13 protein-coding genes are annotated in these 15,131 nt (G+C 62.2%); 11 read left to right on the forward strand and 2 right to left on the reverse strand.

The annotated features are described in order from the left end of the window. Positions 1-42: 42 nt before the first annotated feature. The 8 genes from HWX08_RS34230 to icmH all read left to right on the forward strand — a co-directional run bounded on the left by HWX08_RS34230 (position 43) and on the right by icmH (position 11,036). Positions 43-1,917: a zinc metalloprotease gene (locus tag HWX08_RS34230; RefSeq protein WP_208454970.1), complete on the forward strand. Its 1,875-nt coding sequence runs from the start codon at positions 43-45 to the stop codon at positions 1,915-1,917. 80 nt (positions 1,918-1,997) lie between these two features. Beyond that, the gene (locus HWX08_RS32555) at positions 1,998-2,843 is read left to right on the forward strand and encodes a hypothetical protein (RefSeq protein ID WP_174919727.1); all 846 of its coding nucleotides are present in this window, start codon (positions 1,998-2,000) and stop codon (positions 2,841-2,843) included. A gap of 39 nt (positions 2,844-2,882) precedes the next feature. After that, the gene (locus HWX08_RS32560; RefSeq protein ID WP_174919729.1) at positions 2,883-3,857 is read left to right on the forward strand and encodes a hypothetical protein; all 975 of its coding nucleotides are present in this window, start codon (positions 2,883-2,885) and stop codon (positions 3,855-3,857) included. Next, complete coding sequence (locus HWX08_RS32565; RefSeq protein WP_174919731.1) at positions 3,854-4,000, forward strand: hypothetical protein; 147 nt, start codon at positions 3,854-3,856, stop codon at positions 3,998-4,000. The genes HWX08_RS32560 and HWX08_RS32565 overlap by 4 nt, the downstream gene beginning before the upstream one ends. Further along, positions 3,997-4,248: a PAAR domain-containing protein gene (locus tag HWX08_RS32570; RefSeq protein WP_174919733.1), complete on the forward strand. Its 252-nt coding sequence runs from the start codon at positions 3,997-3,999 to the stop codon at positions 4,246-4,248. The genes HWX08_RS32565 and HWX08_RS32570 overlap by 4 nt, the downstream gene beginning before the upstream one ends. A 200-nt stretch (positions 4,249-4,448) precedes the next feature. After that, positions 4,449-5,681, forward strand: coding sequence for a type VI secretion system protein TssL, long form (gene tssL / locus HWX08_RS32575; RefSeq protein WP_425128481.1), 1,233 nt, complete (start codon positions 4,449-4,451; stop codon positions 5,679-5,681). A 26-nt stretch (positions 5,682-5,707) separates the two neighbouring features. Next, complete coding sequence (tssM, locus tag HWX08_RS32580) at positions 5,708-9,796, forward strand: type VI secretion system membrane subunit TssM (protein ID WP_174919735.1); 4,089 nt, start codon at positions 5,708-5,710, stop codon at positions 9,794-9,796. A 19-nt stretch (positions 9,797-9,815) separates the two neighbouring features. Next, a complete protein-coding gene (icmH, locus tag HWX08_RS32585; RefSeq protein WP_174919737.1) occupies positions 9,816-11,036 on the forward strand; it encodes a type IVB secretion system protein IcmH/DotU in 1,221 nt (406 codons plus the stop codon). Positions 11,037-11,232: 196 nt separating this feature from the next. Here the strand turns inward: icmH and HWX08_RS32590 are convergent, their stop codons facing one another. Next, positions 11,233-11,898, reverse strand: a complete 666-nt coding sequence (locus HWX08_RS32590) for a TetR/AcrR family transcriptional regulator (RefSeq protein WP_174919739.1) — start codon at positions 11,896-11,898, stop codon at positions 11,233-11,235. 95 nt (positions 11,899-11,993) lie between these two features. On the opposite strand from HWX08_RS32590, the gene HWX08_RS32595 reads away from it, so the two are divergent. Both HWX08_RS32595 and HWX08_RS32600 read left to right on the forward strand, forming a co-directional pair. Continuing rightward, positions 11,994-12,824 carry a Rossmann-fold NAD(P)-binding domain-containing protein gene (locus HWX08_RS32595; RefSeq protein WP_174919741.1) on the forward strand — a complete coding sequence of 277 codons (831 nt, stop codon included), beginning with the start codon at positions 11,994-11,996 and terminating at the stop codon, positions 12,822-12,824. Continuing rightward, on the forward strand, positions 12,821-13,306 hold the full coding sequence (locus HWX08_RS32600) for an anthrone oxygenase family protein (protein ID WP_107313425.1): 486 nt from the start codon (positions 12,821-12,823) through the stop codon (positions 13,304-13,306). Before HWX08_RS32595 ends, HWX08_RS32600 begins: the two co-directional genes overlap by 4 nt. A gap of 8 nt (positions 13,307-13,314) precedes the next feature. Here HWX08_RS32600 and HWX08_RS32605 read toward each other — a convergent pair whose 3' ends face one another. Beyond that, on the reverse strand, positions 13,315-14,115 hold the full coding sequence (locus HWX08_RS32605; RefSeq protein ID WP_174919743.1) for an AraC family transcriptional regulator: 801 nt from the start codon (positions 14,113-14,115) through the stop codon (positions 13,315-13,317). Between the two features lie 90 nt (positions 14,116-14,205). Here HWX08_RS32605 and HWX08_RS32610 point away from each other — a divergent pair, with 90 nt between their 5' ends. After that, the gene (locus HWX08_RS32610; protein WP_174919745.1) at positions 14,206-15,114 is read left to right on the forward strand and encodes a DMT family transporter; all 909 of its coding nucleotides are present in this window, start codon (positions 14,206-14,208) and stop codon (positions 15,112-15,114) included. The last annotated feature ends 17 nt before the right edge of the window (positions 15,115-15,131 follow it).

The following is a 15,131-nucleotide window of genomic DNA, read 5'->3' on the forward strand; positions in this document are numbered from 1 at the left end:
TCCGCGCCTCCACCTGAACTGAAGCTGAAGTCAGGCGGCTCGGTGTGCAAGGTCGAACTGCCGCAGCGCCCTCTGCGCATCTACTTCCAGACCTATCCGGGCGTGAGCGGTAGCGAGGCAGACCGTGCGTTAGCGGGTATCCCGTACAAGCTGCGTATTCCCGGTCATCCCGAAATCGAGGGCAAGACGGAGCCGAACGGGCAGATTCTGCTGCCGGGCCTGCAGCCCGGTATGGCGGGGGAGCTCCAGATCCTGGGAACCGTGATCCACCTGCGCCCGCGAGACTACAGCGCCGATGAAACCACCGACGGCAGAACCACCATGGGCATCCAGGGCGCCAAGCGTCGCTTGATGATCATGGGTTACTACGACAAGCCGTATCGTTTCAACGGTTTGAGTCAAACACCCGACGACAAACTGGATCATGTCGAAATCGAGGAGGCGATTCTGCAATTCCAGGTGGACAACGGGATGGTGCCAAACGGGGAGATTGAACGCCATGAGATCGTCGGCGGCAGGATCGATACCAGCCTGCGATATGGTTTCCATCGTGATCTGTCCAGTTCGACGATCAAGCAGTTCCATCCCGACTTCGTCGCGAAGCTGGCGGCGGGTGGTGGCAGCGCCCCGCCGGGCACGATGGTGCCATGCGCCGTGCCGCCATCAACGCCAGCCAAGGGAAAATCGCCGGCCAAGGCGAGTTCGGCAGCGGCGCCTCAACCGCTCGTTCGCGAGATCTACGAGGGGCATCGATTCGTTCCCGTTCGCTTCGTTCGCCAGAATCCGGGGCGTTTCAATCCACGGCAACCGGAACTGGACGAGCGGGGTTTTGTGGACGGCCGTGCCGGCCCGGTTGTGAGCCTGATGGCGGGGGAAACCATTCAGGTGCGGATGGTGCGCGTGCATGTGGCGAGGGGTGTGCCGCTGTTTCTCAAGAGCAGTGATGAAACCGTGGTGAGGGTTCGGTTCCTTGCTGATGATGTTGTTGAGCTCACGGGTGTTGCAAGGACAGGGCGGTCCATCGCAGTTGTCGATCCGCGAAACTCGACGGTTGAGGTGCGCTATGGAAGTTCTGATGGCCCGCTACTGCACAGGTTGTTTGTGGAGCACTACGATCCAATTACAGTTGCGGTGGCCGTTCATCTGGTATCCATCGGGCAGAACGGACATCCTGAAATTCCACGCGTTCCCCCTTCGTTGCAGCGTTCGACTATTGAGCCGATCTTCGACAGCATCAACGACATCTGGCGTACAGCCGGTATTCGCTTTCAAGTCACGCAATGGCTTGACGACACCATCGATTTGAATCAGGCGGGGGTGATGACCGTCCAAGGCGCTATCAATGAGTTTAACGACGTGACCGGTTTGAACCGCATAGCCGCACATCTGAATATGTACGTCGTGGACTCGATGATTGGAGGCGGTATTGGTTGGGGGGCGAGGAATACAGCGTTGGTGGCTGCTGAGCAAATGCATGGCGCCGGACCTTCCACAACAGATCAGTTGGTACAGACCTTTGCTCACGAGATCGGTCATTTCCTTGGCCTTTGGCACCCCGGCACGGCGAATTCGGAAGGCGATAACCTGCCATTTCCACCTCAGCATCCAGAAGACCATGCCATGCAGGACTACTGGTCTCGTCGAAGCTTGATGTATGTCTACACCAGTCTAGGGCCCACTAATCCGCTGGCGCCCAATGTCAGGCAGCGCGGCCGTCAGTTGGACGTTGGAAATGGATGGTTCGTAGGCGGAAAGATGCTTTGCTGCAAGGTGGTGCCGAAGATCGTGTCAAGTGAAAAAGATTCAGAGATTGTCACCACACGCAGTATCGCGATACTCAATCAGGTCATTGAAACAAGGACGACAGCATGGAACTCACGAATCGATACCGAAATTGGCGATGGCTTGTTTGCTTGATCCTGATGCTTGGAGGAATGGGTACAACACGGGCACAAGATATTTCTGCTTCAACCACCTCTACCTCGGAGAGTAAAACCATGCCGACACTGGTGCACCTGATCAAGCTGGAGAAATGGGATGATGCGCTCCAGTATTGCCAAGACCACAAGGATGCAGCTATTCCAGAAATCAATTTTGTCCTTGATACGCCAAAGCTAAGTTCTGCAACGGCAAATTTCATGTATCACTGCCTTCGTCAGATTCGAACTGCAGAGTCCGCGATACTGATGGCAAAAGATTTTCATGGCGGATGGCGGGAGACCGTGTACGGACTGATTGAGAACCCCCGCCCGGAGGCCTACCCCATCCTCAAAGCAAGGTTGAAGTTGCCACAGGAAGAGAGGGATAAGGATCTTCTGCTGACTATGGCGCAGATGGATGTGCCGGTTGAGCAACGCGTTGCCGACATCAAACCATACCTCGAGGCCAAATACTACGGGACACGTCAGGGGGCTGTTCTTAGTCTGGCTCTGCTGGACGATCCAGACAGCACGGAGCGCATGGTCTATGAGCTCGGCACGAAATACCGGCAATCCAAGTCGAATTTCTTGCGTGTCTTCTACGATTTCCGAGCCTGGCGCATCCCCAAATTCGTACCGGTACTGATCCCGGTACTCAATGATCCGATGCCGCTCGATGACATCGGCATTCGCATGTACCTGCCTGGCGGTGGCGAGCAATCGATGACTCCAGAGGAAGAGCGTTATAGCCGTGCTCGCGACTACGCGCTGAACATCATTGCGAAAACGCTCAATCTCGACTTGCCATTCAAGATCGAGGATCAGACCACGTACACGAAGGAGCAACGTGACCTGGTCAAGCAGAAGCTGCGGGACCTCGGTTATACCGTGACGGACGAGCCGTATCCGGTCACGCCTGCTTGAGCGGATTTTCAATCAAATCATTCCAACTACGTCAACGGCATGGAACTCACACATCGACACCGAAAATTACGATGGCTTGTTGTCTTGATTTTGTCGCTGGGAGCGACGGGTACAGCGTTGGCTCAAGGTGTTCCCGCTTCAACCACCTCTGCCTTGGAGAGTAAAACCATGCCGACACTGACGGATCTGATCAAGCACGAGAAATGGGATGGCGCGATTAAATACTGCAAAATATATAAGGACGTAGCCATTCCAGAAATCAATTTAGTTCTTGATACGCCAGAGCTAAGTTCTGCAACGGCAAATTTCATGTATCACTGCCTCCGTCAGATTCGAACTGCAGCGTCCGCGATACTGATGGCAAAGGATTTTCACGGGGGGTGGCGGGAAACCGTGTATGGCTTGATCGAGAATCCGCGCCCGGAGGCCTACCCCATCCTCAAAGCAAGGTTGAAGTCGCCACTGGACGAAGTAGACGAGGATCTTCTGCTAACTATGGCGCAGATGGATGTTCCGGTTGAACAGCGCGTCGCCGACATTAAGCCATATATCGAGGCGAAGCATTACGGGGTGCGTCAGGGGGCCATTCTCGGTCTCGCGCTACTGGATGATCCGGGCAGCATGGAGCGTGTTGTCAAGGAGCTTGGTACTGATCGGCTACAGCGTAAGCAGGACTTTCTACGCGTCTTCTATGACTTTCAAGCCTGGCGCATCCCCAAATTCGTACCGGTACTGATCCCGGTACTCAATGATCCGATGCCGCTCGATGACATCGGTATTCGCATGTACCTGCCGGGTGGTGGCGAGCAATCGATGACTTCAGAGGAAGAGCGCTATAGCCGTGCCCGCGACTACGCGCTGAACATCATTGCGAAAACGCTCAATCTCGACTTGCCATTCAAGATCGAGGATCAGACCACGTACACGAAGGAGCAACGTGACCTGGTCAAGCAGAAGCTGCGGGACCTCGGTTATACCGTGACGGACGAGCCGTATCCGGTCACGCCTGCTTGAGCGCATTTTCCGATCAAATTATTCCAGCAAGCCAACAGCATGGAATTCAAGAATCGCCACTGAAACTGGCGATGGCTTGTTCGCCTGATCCTGTTGCTTTGCGCAAGCCGAAGTTGTTTAAAAAACGAGGAAACATTTCATGATCAATTTCATCCGCCTCGGCGACACGACTGACCATGGGGGCAGGGTAACGACCGCGTCCGAAACGGCTGACTACGACGGCATCCCGCTTGCCCGAAAGGGGGATTTGATCGAATGCCCTTGGCATCCTGACGTGCAGCCGAACGTGATCGAGGAGGGCGACGAGGACATGCTCGACGAGGGCCGTCCCATTGCCCGTGCGGGGCATCGTGGCACCTGCGGTTGTCACCTCGTTTCGAGCTTGCAGTGAGGCCACGCGACCGTGCTGGATTTGACTCGTCTGCCGGGACTGACCGTTCTCAGCATGCTGGATACGGTAGCGCCTGTACGTATCGGCACAATTCGCGAGCGCGCGGGGCCCATCAGGTCGTGCCAAGCATATCGACGCACTGTACGACACCGAAACCGGCCAGTGGCATTTCGTAAGAGAGACATGAAGGAACAGGTATCGTGACGAACGAAACGGACGGACTGGAAAATCCCGACACGCTAGATGGATCGATCCCGTCCGGAGAAATGCCGGAGGACCGTCTGCGCCGCATCCTTGCGGCGACGAATCCGCTGCTCGAGGCCTCGCGCGTGCTGCTGCGGGCACTGGCCGACATGCCATATTCGCTGTCTTCCAGTGCGGTCGAGCAATTGCGGGAATTGCTGGGGCAGGAAGTCGATGAGTTTAAAAAGCTGTGCACACAGGCCAATATCCGACGCGACCATATGGTCGGCGCCAGCTATTGCCTGTGTACGGCGCTCGACGAGGTGGCGATGCGGACCGCCTGTGCACACGATCGAGCGCTGGCGGCGGCATGGGTCCACACGAGCCTGGCAGCGACGTTTCATCGAGATGTCGACGGCGGTGAAAAGATATACATGCTGATTGGAAGACTCATGTCGGAACCCCGAGAGCACCGCGATCTACTGGAAGTCATCTACCGTGTTCTGAGTCTTGGTTTCGAAGGCCGGTACCGGTTTGAGGCAGGGGGGGCACGCCGTCATGGCGAGATTCGCCGGCACATCTATACCGAGATCATGTCGAGGCGCGAGCCGGTGCCCCAGGCACTGTCGCCGCACTGGAAGAGCGATGCGCGCAAGCCGCATATGTCGTTCTGGGAGTTTCCCGTATGGATCACGGCCACGGTGCTGTCGGTGGCGCTGCTCGGCCTGTTCGGCTACTTCAAGTATGAACTGGCGACACACAGTGTCGGTATCCAGAAACAGATCGCGGACATCGGCCGCATGACACCGCCACCCGTGCCGCAGCAACTGCATTTGAAGCAACTGCTCAAGGACGAGATCGCGGCAGGCACGGTCAGCGTGGACGAAGATGCGCGCCACAGCGCGGTGACGTTTCGGGGCGATGCGATGTTCCAGCCCGGCGGCGTCGCAGTCAAGCCTGCAATGGCACCGCTCGTCGCGAAGATTGCGGGCGAGATCGTGAAAGTACCAGGCAAAGTGACTGTCCTGGGTTATACGGACAATCTGCCGATCCGCAGTCGCCAGTTCCCGTCGAACGGCGCACTGTCGGAGGAGCGGGCGACGCAGGTGATGCAGATGCTGCAAGCCGCCGGTGTGCCGGCCAACCGTCTTGAAGCGGTTGGCAAGGGCGACGCCGAGCCGATCGGTGACAACCGTACTTCCCAGGGGCGTGCGCTGAACCGACGTGTCGAAATCGTCGTCGCGCATTAGCCCCCGATCTGCATCCGGAATTGAACATGAAGAAGTTCCTGTCGTTTCTCGCATCGCGCCAATTCCTGGCGTTCCTCGCGCTCATCATCGTTGCGTTGACGATCTGGTTTCTCGGGCCATTCGTCGCGTTTGGCGGTCTCAAGCCCCTGGCCGGGGCCGGTATGCGCGTACTCCTGATCGCGCTGCTGCTGGCCGGCGTGCTGCTTTGGCTTGCGGGATTGCCGACGAGCGTCGTGTCTGTGGCGTTACTGTGTCTGTTGATCTGGTATGCGTCGCCACTGCTGTCGTTCGGACGCAGCGCACCGTTTGAGCCGGTTTCAGCTCGCCTGATCGCGATCGCTCTTGTGCTCGTGGCGTACCTCGTCTACGGGATATTCAGTCTCTGGAAGAAGATGCGCGACGACGCGCGGTTCCTGGAGAAAGTGCTGCGAGCCGGCGGCAAGAAGGAGTCGTCGCCTGCGGCGCCACGATTGCAAAAGATTGAAGCAATCGTCGCGAGTGCGTTGTCGCGGCTGAAGTCGATGCGCACCGGCGCTCGGGGGCCACGCAAGCTGCTCCAGGGCAAGCGCTACCTGTATGAATTGCCCTGGTACATCACACTCGGCTCGAACGGCTCGGGAAAAACGAGCGCATTGCTCAATGGCGGTCTCGCATTTCCGGTGGCGGAGCAGATGCTACGCGCAGCCGGGGAACGCTCGGATCGTGCTGCTTCGATGGACTGGTGGTTGACCAACGACGCGGTGTTGATCGACACGGCAGGGTATTACACGAACCATGGCACCTCGATAATCGGAGACGTTGACGCTTCGGGTATGAAATCGGACAAGCCGGCACCTGGCGTGCCTGGTGAGGATGGGCCTGGACATCCGAAGCCGGAAGCAGGTGATGACGTTGCGAACGGCGCTGTTTTGACCGAATCGCGGGCCGCCGCAGCGCCGAAATCAAGTGCGAAGGTCGTTGCGGTTCGTGCCAACGCTGGCCACCCGAGGCAGGCTCTGGACCGCGCCGAATGGCTGGGCTTTCTCGGCATGCTGCGCCGGCATCGGCCTCGCGCGCCCATTAATGGCGCGCTGCTCACCGTCGATCTTGCGACGCTGGCGAGTGTGGACGAGCAGGCACGTATTGCCGAAGCGGCTGCATTGCGCGCACGACTGACCGAGTTGCGCAATGAACTGGGTATTCGGTTCCCGGTCTACCTCCTCGTGACGAAGATGGATCGCCTGACCGGGTTCACCGACTATTTCGGCACGCTGACCTCGGAAGGACGCGCACAAACCTGGGGTTTTACGCTTCCGTACGGCGAGGAGACGGTTGTGACGGAGGGGCTGCGTGCACGCTGCAACGATGAGCTTGCCCTGCTCGCTGATCGGCTTGCCGGCTCGGTCGATATGCGCTTGCAGGACGAATACGATCCCGTAAAGCGGCGACAGCTCGTCGCATTGCCGGAAGAATTTTCGGCGTTGGTCGGGCCGATGGTCGACCTGATTGACCGTGTGTTTCTCGACTCGCGTTATGACGACACTCAGTTGCATTCAACGCTGAGGGGCGTGTATTTCACGAGTTCGCAACAACGCGGCGGCGAGTTCGTCGCCGAGCACCGTACGGTCGTACAACGTCTTGCGTCGACCCAGAAGCTGGCGTCCGTTGCACCGGCACGCCCGGAGGGCAGCCAGAGCTTTTTCTTGCACGATTTGCTGACTCGGGTGATCTTCCCGGAGGCCCATCTCGTTGTCCCCAACTTGCGTTGGGAATACCGCTTTCGGCTACTGCGCATGATCGGTCATGCGCTTGCCTTGCTGCTGTTCGTCTGGTTCGCGCTGGGTTTGCGCGTGAGCTTCGGCAATAACAGCGACTATCTCGATGTGATCGGCCGAAAGGTTCAGGCATTGGCGAGCCGGGTAACACAGCTCTACAAGGAGCCGAAACCTGAAGCGGTGCCCGATACGCTGACGGAGGCACGCTACCTGCCGGCTTTCCCGAACCTGGACCTGTCTGGTCCCGCCAGTACGTGGCGCTATGGTCTTTACACTCCGACCGATATCGTGGCGGAAAGTCATCGCACCTACGACGCGCTGGAGGACAATCTGCTGTTGCCGCAGATTGTGCGTCGGATGGAGGAGGTGATGTCGGGCGCGATTGCGGCCAAGGACGCGAAGACGGCCTACGACGCGCTGCGCGTCTACCTGATGCTTCACGACAACGCGAAATTCAATGCCGCCGACGTCAAGGCGTGGGTGCTCGATGATTGGGCGAAAAACGACAGCGCGGCGATTTTTGGCGGCCGCGCGTCGATGATCGAGCACGTGCAGCAGCTGTTTTCAGGCGACCGCGTCGTGAAGTCGCCGTTGATTCGTAACGACGGACTGATCCAGCAGGCCCGAGCGTTTCTCGACGGCAGCAACGCGACGGACCGCCTGTACCAGCGTGCGAAGGCGGCGATGCTGAAGGAGGCGCCCGACGAGTTCACGCTGCTGCGGGCCGTCGGGCCGCAAGCCGGCACCGTGTTCACGCGGGCGAGCGACCAGCCGCTCTCGCGCGGCGTGCCGGGCCTCTTCACGTTCGACGGCTACCGCAATCTGTTCGACAAGCGACTGCCGGAATTCGTCCAGATCGCGCGCGACGACGATGCGTGGGTGATGGGTCGCTCGTATCTGGGCGAGGCTCAAAAAAAAACGGCTGAGATCGTGAGTAATGCGACCGGGGTGGACGATGCACTGACGGATGCTGTCCGCCGCGAGTACCTGATGGAATATGCGCAGCAGTGGGACGCGTTTCTCAACGACATCCGGACGGTGAGCGGCACGAGCCTCGCATTCAACCTTCAGGTGCTGCGCAGCTTTGCGGCCCCCGACTCGCCGCTCGCGCGACTTGCCCGCGCGGCCGTGCATGAAACGACGCTCACGGCGCCGGTGACCGGGGCGGACGGTTCTTTTCTTCAGAAGGCGGCCGGTCAGCTCAACCAGAATGGCGACAAGGTACTTGGCATCCGCGCATCGGAACGCGTCGAACGCGATCTCGTTGACAACCATTTCGCAGCGCTGCGCGAGGTCGTGACGGGCAACGCCGACTCGCAGGCTGGTCCCCAGGCGGCGGCCGCGCAGGCCGGAAGGACGGGCCTCGACGGCGTGGCCAACCTCGTGAACGATTACTACACGGCGCTCACGGTTTCCGACAACGCATTGTCGAACAACAGCATGCCGCCGGCGACCGACACGGGGGCGAAGCTCAAGATGACGGCCAACACGATGCCCGCGCCTTTCCGGGCAGTGCTGTTGCAACTTGCTGCAGACGGCTCCCGGGAAGTCAACCAGGGTATCGGCCAACTGCTGTCCCGGCAGATGCAGGCGGTGGTTGGCGACGCGTGTCGACTCTCCATCGAGGGCAACTATCCGTTCTCGCCCGACAGCAAGCGCGACGTCAGCATCGACGACTTCACCCGTGTGTTCGCGCAAGGAGGCGTGATCGACGATTTCTTCACGAAGACGCTGGCGCCGTTCGTCGACACGGCGGCGAAGCCGTGGCGCTACCGGACGCTGCCCGGCGCGACGGAACCTGTCCAGGGACCCGATCTGGAGCCGTTCGAGCATGCGAAGGCGATTCGCGACGTCTTCTTCAATGATCCAGGCAATAAGCAGCTTACGTGGAAGGCCGACATCCGTATTCCCGAACTGGATCCCACGATCACAAGCCTGTCGCTCGACATCGACGGCCAGAGCTCGCTCTACCGGCATGGCCCGGTGGCACCTTTCGCGGTGTCGTGGCCGGGGCCGCGTGGTGGCGTTCACACGGAGATCACCGCCAGTCCTCGCATTCGCCCCGATACGTCGACGATCGTGGCTGACGGACCGTGGGCGCTGATGCGGTTGCTCCGGAAGGGGCAGGTTGTCGAGGCGGCCACGCCCGGCCGTACCCGCGTCGCGTTTGACTTCGATGGTCGCAAGGCGGTGCTTGACGTTGCGAGCACGGGAAGCGTGGCGAATCCGTTGACGAGCGATGTGCTGAAGACATTCCGCTGCCCAACCTCGATGCCGGTGTTCAACCTGTCCGATAGCGGACCGCCCCCTGGATTGCCGCGCGGCGCGATGCCGGTGATCCCGGCAGGCGTTTCCCAATGAACCGCGAGGAACCTGCACGGTGACGATTTCGACCGCCGATTCGAGAAACCGGGCCGGAGTGCTGGCATCTCCGCCATTTGCAGCGCGCCTGAAGGCTGCGGAGCAAGCGGTCAATCCGATGCTTGAATCCTCACGCGTCTTGCTGCTTGCTCTGGTGAGCACGCCGGCTGCACTGGACCATGAAGCTGTTGTGCATCGGCGGCAATGGCTGGAACACGAGCTCAGGCTGTTCACGCGTGTCTGTAACGAACTGAAGCTTCGATCCGAGCACGTGGTCCGCGCGAGTTACTGCCTGTGCGCCGCACTCGATGAAGCAGCGATGCAGACGCGTTGGGGAAACGGCGAGGTGACGGGGGTTGACTGGCAGTCAAACAGCTTGGCGGTGGCGTTGGGCCACGATCGGCAGGGCGGCGATCGGGTGTTTCGATTGATCGATGAGGCGATGGGGAGCCCACGCGAACACCTCGACCTGATCGAACTGTATCAGAACATCCTCGATCTCGGATTCCAGGGGCGCTACCGCTTTGCGAGCGAAGGCGCGATGCGCTTGTTGAACATCCGTGAACGTGTGCATGACGTCGTGAGGACGAGTGGACTTGGTGTCGTTCGTGAGAGTGAACTTTTCCGACTACCCCGACACACGGTGGTTGATCCGTGGGTGCGTCCCGCGCCGGTGTGGCGATCGTCTTGGTGGATTGCTGCCGGGCTGGTCGTTGCGTTGTCGCTGGCGGCGGCGGGATATGCCGCTGTGGGCCATCGGGTTGGCGGCACGCAGCCCGCTTCGGCGACGTCATCGCTCGATGCGCTGACGGAGCAACTCGGATCGAGCCTGCGCGATGAACTTGCTGCCGGAAATGTCGATTTGAGCCGCGATGTAGCGAAGAACGCGCTGACGCTCAGATTCAATGGTATGTATGGGTCCGGCGACGTGACGGTGGCGCCGTGGTGGGCTTCCATGATGGCTTCGATTGGTCGGGCCATTGCCTCGTCGGCACCAACCGCCCACGTCCGTATCGCCGGCTACACCGACGCCATACCGGCGGGTACGACGCGTCAGGGTACCAATCAGGCGCTTTCAGAAGCTCGTGCTCGGCAGGTCGCGCAGATTCTCGTGGCGGCTGGCGTGCCGAACGAGCGCGTCAGCGTGGCAGGCCAGAGCGATGCCGATCCGCTGGCCGATAACGCCTCGAAGGAAGGACGCGCGAGAAACCGCCGCGTCGAAGTGACCGTATCGAATTGATGCAGGAAGCCGCAAGACATATTTCCCGGAGAAGGCCGGAGATGAAGGATGCGCAAGGCAACTGAAATCGCCGAGAATCTGATCTTGCCGCTACGTCGAGCATCGCCGTTCCCCTGAAAGAATTATGCGATCCGAAGTATCGTGCGTGCCCGCTGCTGCGGGGGAGGGTGTCGGTCGCGCGGCCTGACTTGCCCGACTACGCCTCAAGCACCGCCAGATCCCGCGGCAGCATCCGCTTGAACATTGCGAGGGTCTGCCGCGCCGCCTTCGGCGGCTGCGTGATCGCATGGCGCACGGCCGCGGCGATCTGGATCATCATCAGTTCGGCGAACGCGCTCCGTTGCACGCATGTCGTGTCGGGCGCCACTTCTCCCAACGCATCCGCGAACAGCGCGGCCAGAAACTCGCCGTCTGCCCGGTCGAGTTCCTGCAGCGCGCGGTCGGCCTGCGTCGCGCGCCAGATGTCGCGCATCAGCGGCTCGTCGACGAACATCCGGTAGTAACTGTCCGTGATGCGGGCGAGCGTGTCGTGCAGATCGTCGAGCGTCTTCATCGTGGCCAGATCGTGCCGCACACAGTCGTGCCCGACTGCGTTGTAGCGCTCCGCGAGCGTGCCGATCACGGCCGCCTTGTCCGGAAAGTACTGGTACAGCGAACCGAACGAGATGCCCGTGCGTTCGACGATGTCGCTCATCCGGAATGCGTCGCAGCCCTTCTCGATCATCACTTCCGACGCGCACGCGAGGATGCGCTCGAACCGCTCGCGGCTGCGCTGCTGCGTCGGCACGAGTCGCGCGCGCGCCGGCGCGTCCGCTGCCGCCGCTTCGGGCCCGTCGTTCCGCCCCGATTTTTGTCGGCTCATGCCGCCTCCGGAAAAACTTGACGTCGGTAATGCGAGAGTCTATCGTGTTTTTGAAAATGCGAGGAACTCTCGTATTTTTGTCAAAGGAGACGCTCATGTCGGCACTTCCCATCCTCATCGTCGGCGGTTCGGGCAAGACGGGCGCCCGTGTCGACGCCCGGCTGCGCGCGCGCGGCCTCGCCACCCGGCCGGTGTCGCGCACGTCGGCCGTCCGCTTCGACTGGACGGCGCCCGCAACGTGGCCGTCCGCGCTGGAAGGCGTGTCGGCAGCCTACGTGACGTACCAGCCCGACCTGGCCGTCGAAGGCGCGGTGGACGCGATCGCCGCATTCGCGCGGCTGGCGCGGGAAAGCGGCGTCGAGCGCGTGGTGCTGCTGTCCGGGCGCGGCGAGCCGCGCGCGCAGGCCGCCGAGGCCGCGCTGCAGGCGTCGGGCGTGGGCTGGGGCGTGGTGCGCGCGAGCTGGTTCAACCAGAATTTCTCCGAGGGCTATCTGGTCGACGGCGTGCTGGCGGGCGTGGTCGCGTTGCCGGCCGGCGCGGTACGCGAGCCGTTCGTCGATGCGGACGACATCGCGGACGTGGCCGTGGCCGCGCTCACCGATGAGCGGTTCGCGAACCGCGTGATCGAGGTCACGGGCCCGCGCGCGCTGACGTTCGCCGAAGCCGTCGGCGAAATCGCGCGGGCCGCCGGCCGGCCGATCGCTTATCGCGAGATTCCGCCCGATGCGTTCGTCGCGGGGCTGCGCGAGGTCGGCGTGCCGGAGCCGGTCGTCGCGCTGCTCGACGATCTATTCGGCGTGGTGCTCGACGGGCGCAACAGCGCGGTGACGCACGGCATCGAAGAGACGCTCGGGCGGCCGGCGCGCGATTTCGCGGACTATGCGCGCGAGGTTGCCGCCACCGGCGTATGGCGCGCACGATCATGATCGCGTTCGCGAGCGCCGCATTGCTGTGGGGTTCGGCCATCGGTTGCGGGCTGATGGCCGGCGTGTATTTCGCGTTCTCGACGTTCGTGATGACGTCGCTGGGGCGGATCGCGCCGCATGCCGGCGTGGCCGCGATGAACGCGATCAACGTCGACATCGTGCGCTCGCCGTTCATGCCGCTGTTCCTCGTCACGACGCTGATGGCGCTCGCACTGGTCGTGCTCGCGCTGCTCGATCGCGATCAGCCGGGCGCGATGGCGGCACTCGCGGGCGGCGTGCTGTACGTTTTCGGCATGTTCGTGGTGACGATGGCCGTCAACGTGCCGCTCAACGATGCGCTCGCCGCGGCCGATCCGTCGACCGCGCACGGCGTGGCGCTGTGGACGCGCTACGTGCACGACTGGACGCGGTGGAATCATGTGCGCACGGTGGCGTCGGCCGCCGCATGCATATTTTTCATCGCGGGGATCGCGGCGCGGTAGGGCTGCCGCTACGCGTAAAACGCCGACGGCGATACGCCGAAATGCCGCTTGAACATCGCTGAGAATGCGCTCTGGCTGCTGTAGCCGTGATCCATCGCGACGGTCAGCACTTTCTCGCCGTGCGCGAGGCGCTTGAGCGCGAGCAGCAGCCGCGCCTGCTCGCGCCAGCGGCGAAAGCTCAGCCCCGTCTCGCGCCGGAACGCGCGATGCAGCGTGCGGACCGACAGGCCGAGCAGGTCGCCCCATTCGGCGATCGTGCGCAGGTCGTCGGGCGCGGCGACGAGCGCGTCGCAGATCGTGCGCAGGCGTGGGTCGTGCGGCCACGGCAGGTACAGCGGCAGCAGCGGCGCGACGGTCACCTCGGCGAGCAGCAGGTGCATCAGGTGATCGTGGCGCGAACCCGGCGCATAGTCGAGCGGGATGTCGACCGCGGCGAGGATCAGCTCGCGCAGCAGCGGATGCACTTCCACGACGCAGCTGCGCGCGGGCAGGTGCTCGACCGCGCCCGGCTCGACGAACACGGTGCGCATCTGCACGTCGCCGCTCATCTGCACCGTATGGTCGAGGCCGGCTTCGAGCCACACGCCGCGCGTCGGCGGCACGACCCACGACGCGCCGTCGGACTGCACGTGCATCACGCCCTCGATCGCATAGAGAAGCTGCGCGCGGCGGTGGCGGTGCGGCGCGATCGACGTGCCGTGCGCGTACGTCGCCGTCATCGCCGAGACGGGCATCGGCGTCGATTCGAAGCGCAGGTGAGCACCGGGCGGGGTGGACTCGAGTGTCCGATTGGCGACAAGTCGTGACATTTTGGCGTGAGACAGGCAGTTGGACGGGCGGGCACGATGGCGTTCCCATCCACGCCAGATCCCTGTCAGGATATTAATCCGTCAAACGCGATGAACAAGTCTCCTTTTCTGTTTCCCTTCTGCGCGATCGCGCTGTGGGCCGGCAACGTGGTCGTGTCGAAGCTGTCGGCGTCGACGATCGACCCGTCGGCGATCACCTTCTACCGGCTGCTGCTCGCCGTCGCGTTGATGAGCGTATTCGCGCTGCGCCCCGCGTGGCGCAATCGCGCGGCGCTCGTCGCGCACCTGCCGAAGCTCGCGGTGCTCGGCTTTCTCGCGATGGCGCTGTTCCAGAGCCTGTCCTACGAGGCCGCAAAAACGACCAGCGCAACCAACATGGCGATCATCACGGCGCTCGTGCCGCTGATGACGATGCTGCTCAGCTCGCTGCTGCTCGGCGATCCGCCGGGCGCCGGCATGGTGGGCGGCGGCGGGCTGTCGCTCGCGGGCGTCGTCTACCTGATCGCCGAGGGGCACCCGGCGACGATCGCCGCGCGCGGCGTGCATGCGGGCGATCTGCTGATGCTGGCCGCGTCGGCCGCGTATGCGCTGTACGGCGTGCTGCTCAAGCGCTGGCGCATCGGTGCGCTGCCGGCGTGGCAGTCGACCTACGTGCAGGCGCTCGCCGCGCTCGTGTTCATGGTGCCGATGCTGGTGCGTTTGCCCGCGCAGGCGGCGTGGCCGACGCGAGCGAGCGTGCCGCTGATCCTGTATGCGGGCGTGCTGGCGTCGGTGGTGCTGCCGTATCTGTGGATGCAGGGGGTGCGGCTGCTCGGCCCGAGCCGCTGCGCGATGTTCATGAACCTGTTGCCGGTGATGACGGCCGGCGGCGCGATCGTGCTGCTCGGCGAATCGTTGCGGCCGTATCACCTGATCGGCGGCGGGCTCGCGCTCGTCGGCGTGGCGATCGCGCAGCGGTTTCCGTTCCAGGCGAGCGCGTCGCAAGGTGTGCGGCAATGAGCGGCGATCGCGGCATG

Source organism: Burkholderia metallica (assembly GCF_902832845.1).
Taxonomy (GTDB): domain Bacteria; phylum Pseudomonadota; class Gammaproteobacteria; order Burkholderiales; family Burkholderiaceae; genus Burkholderia; species Burkholderia metallica.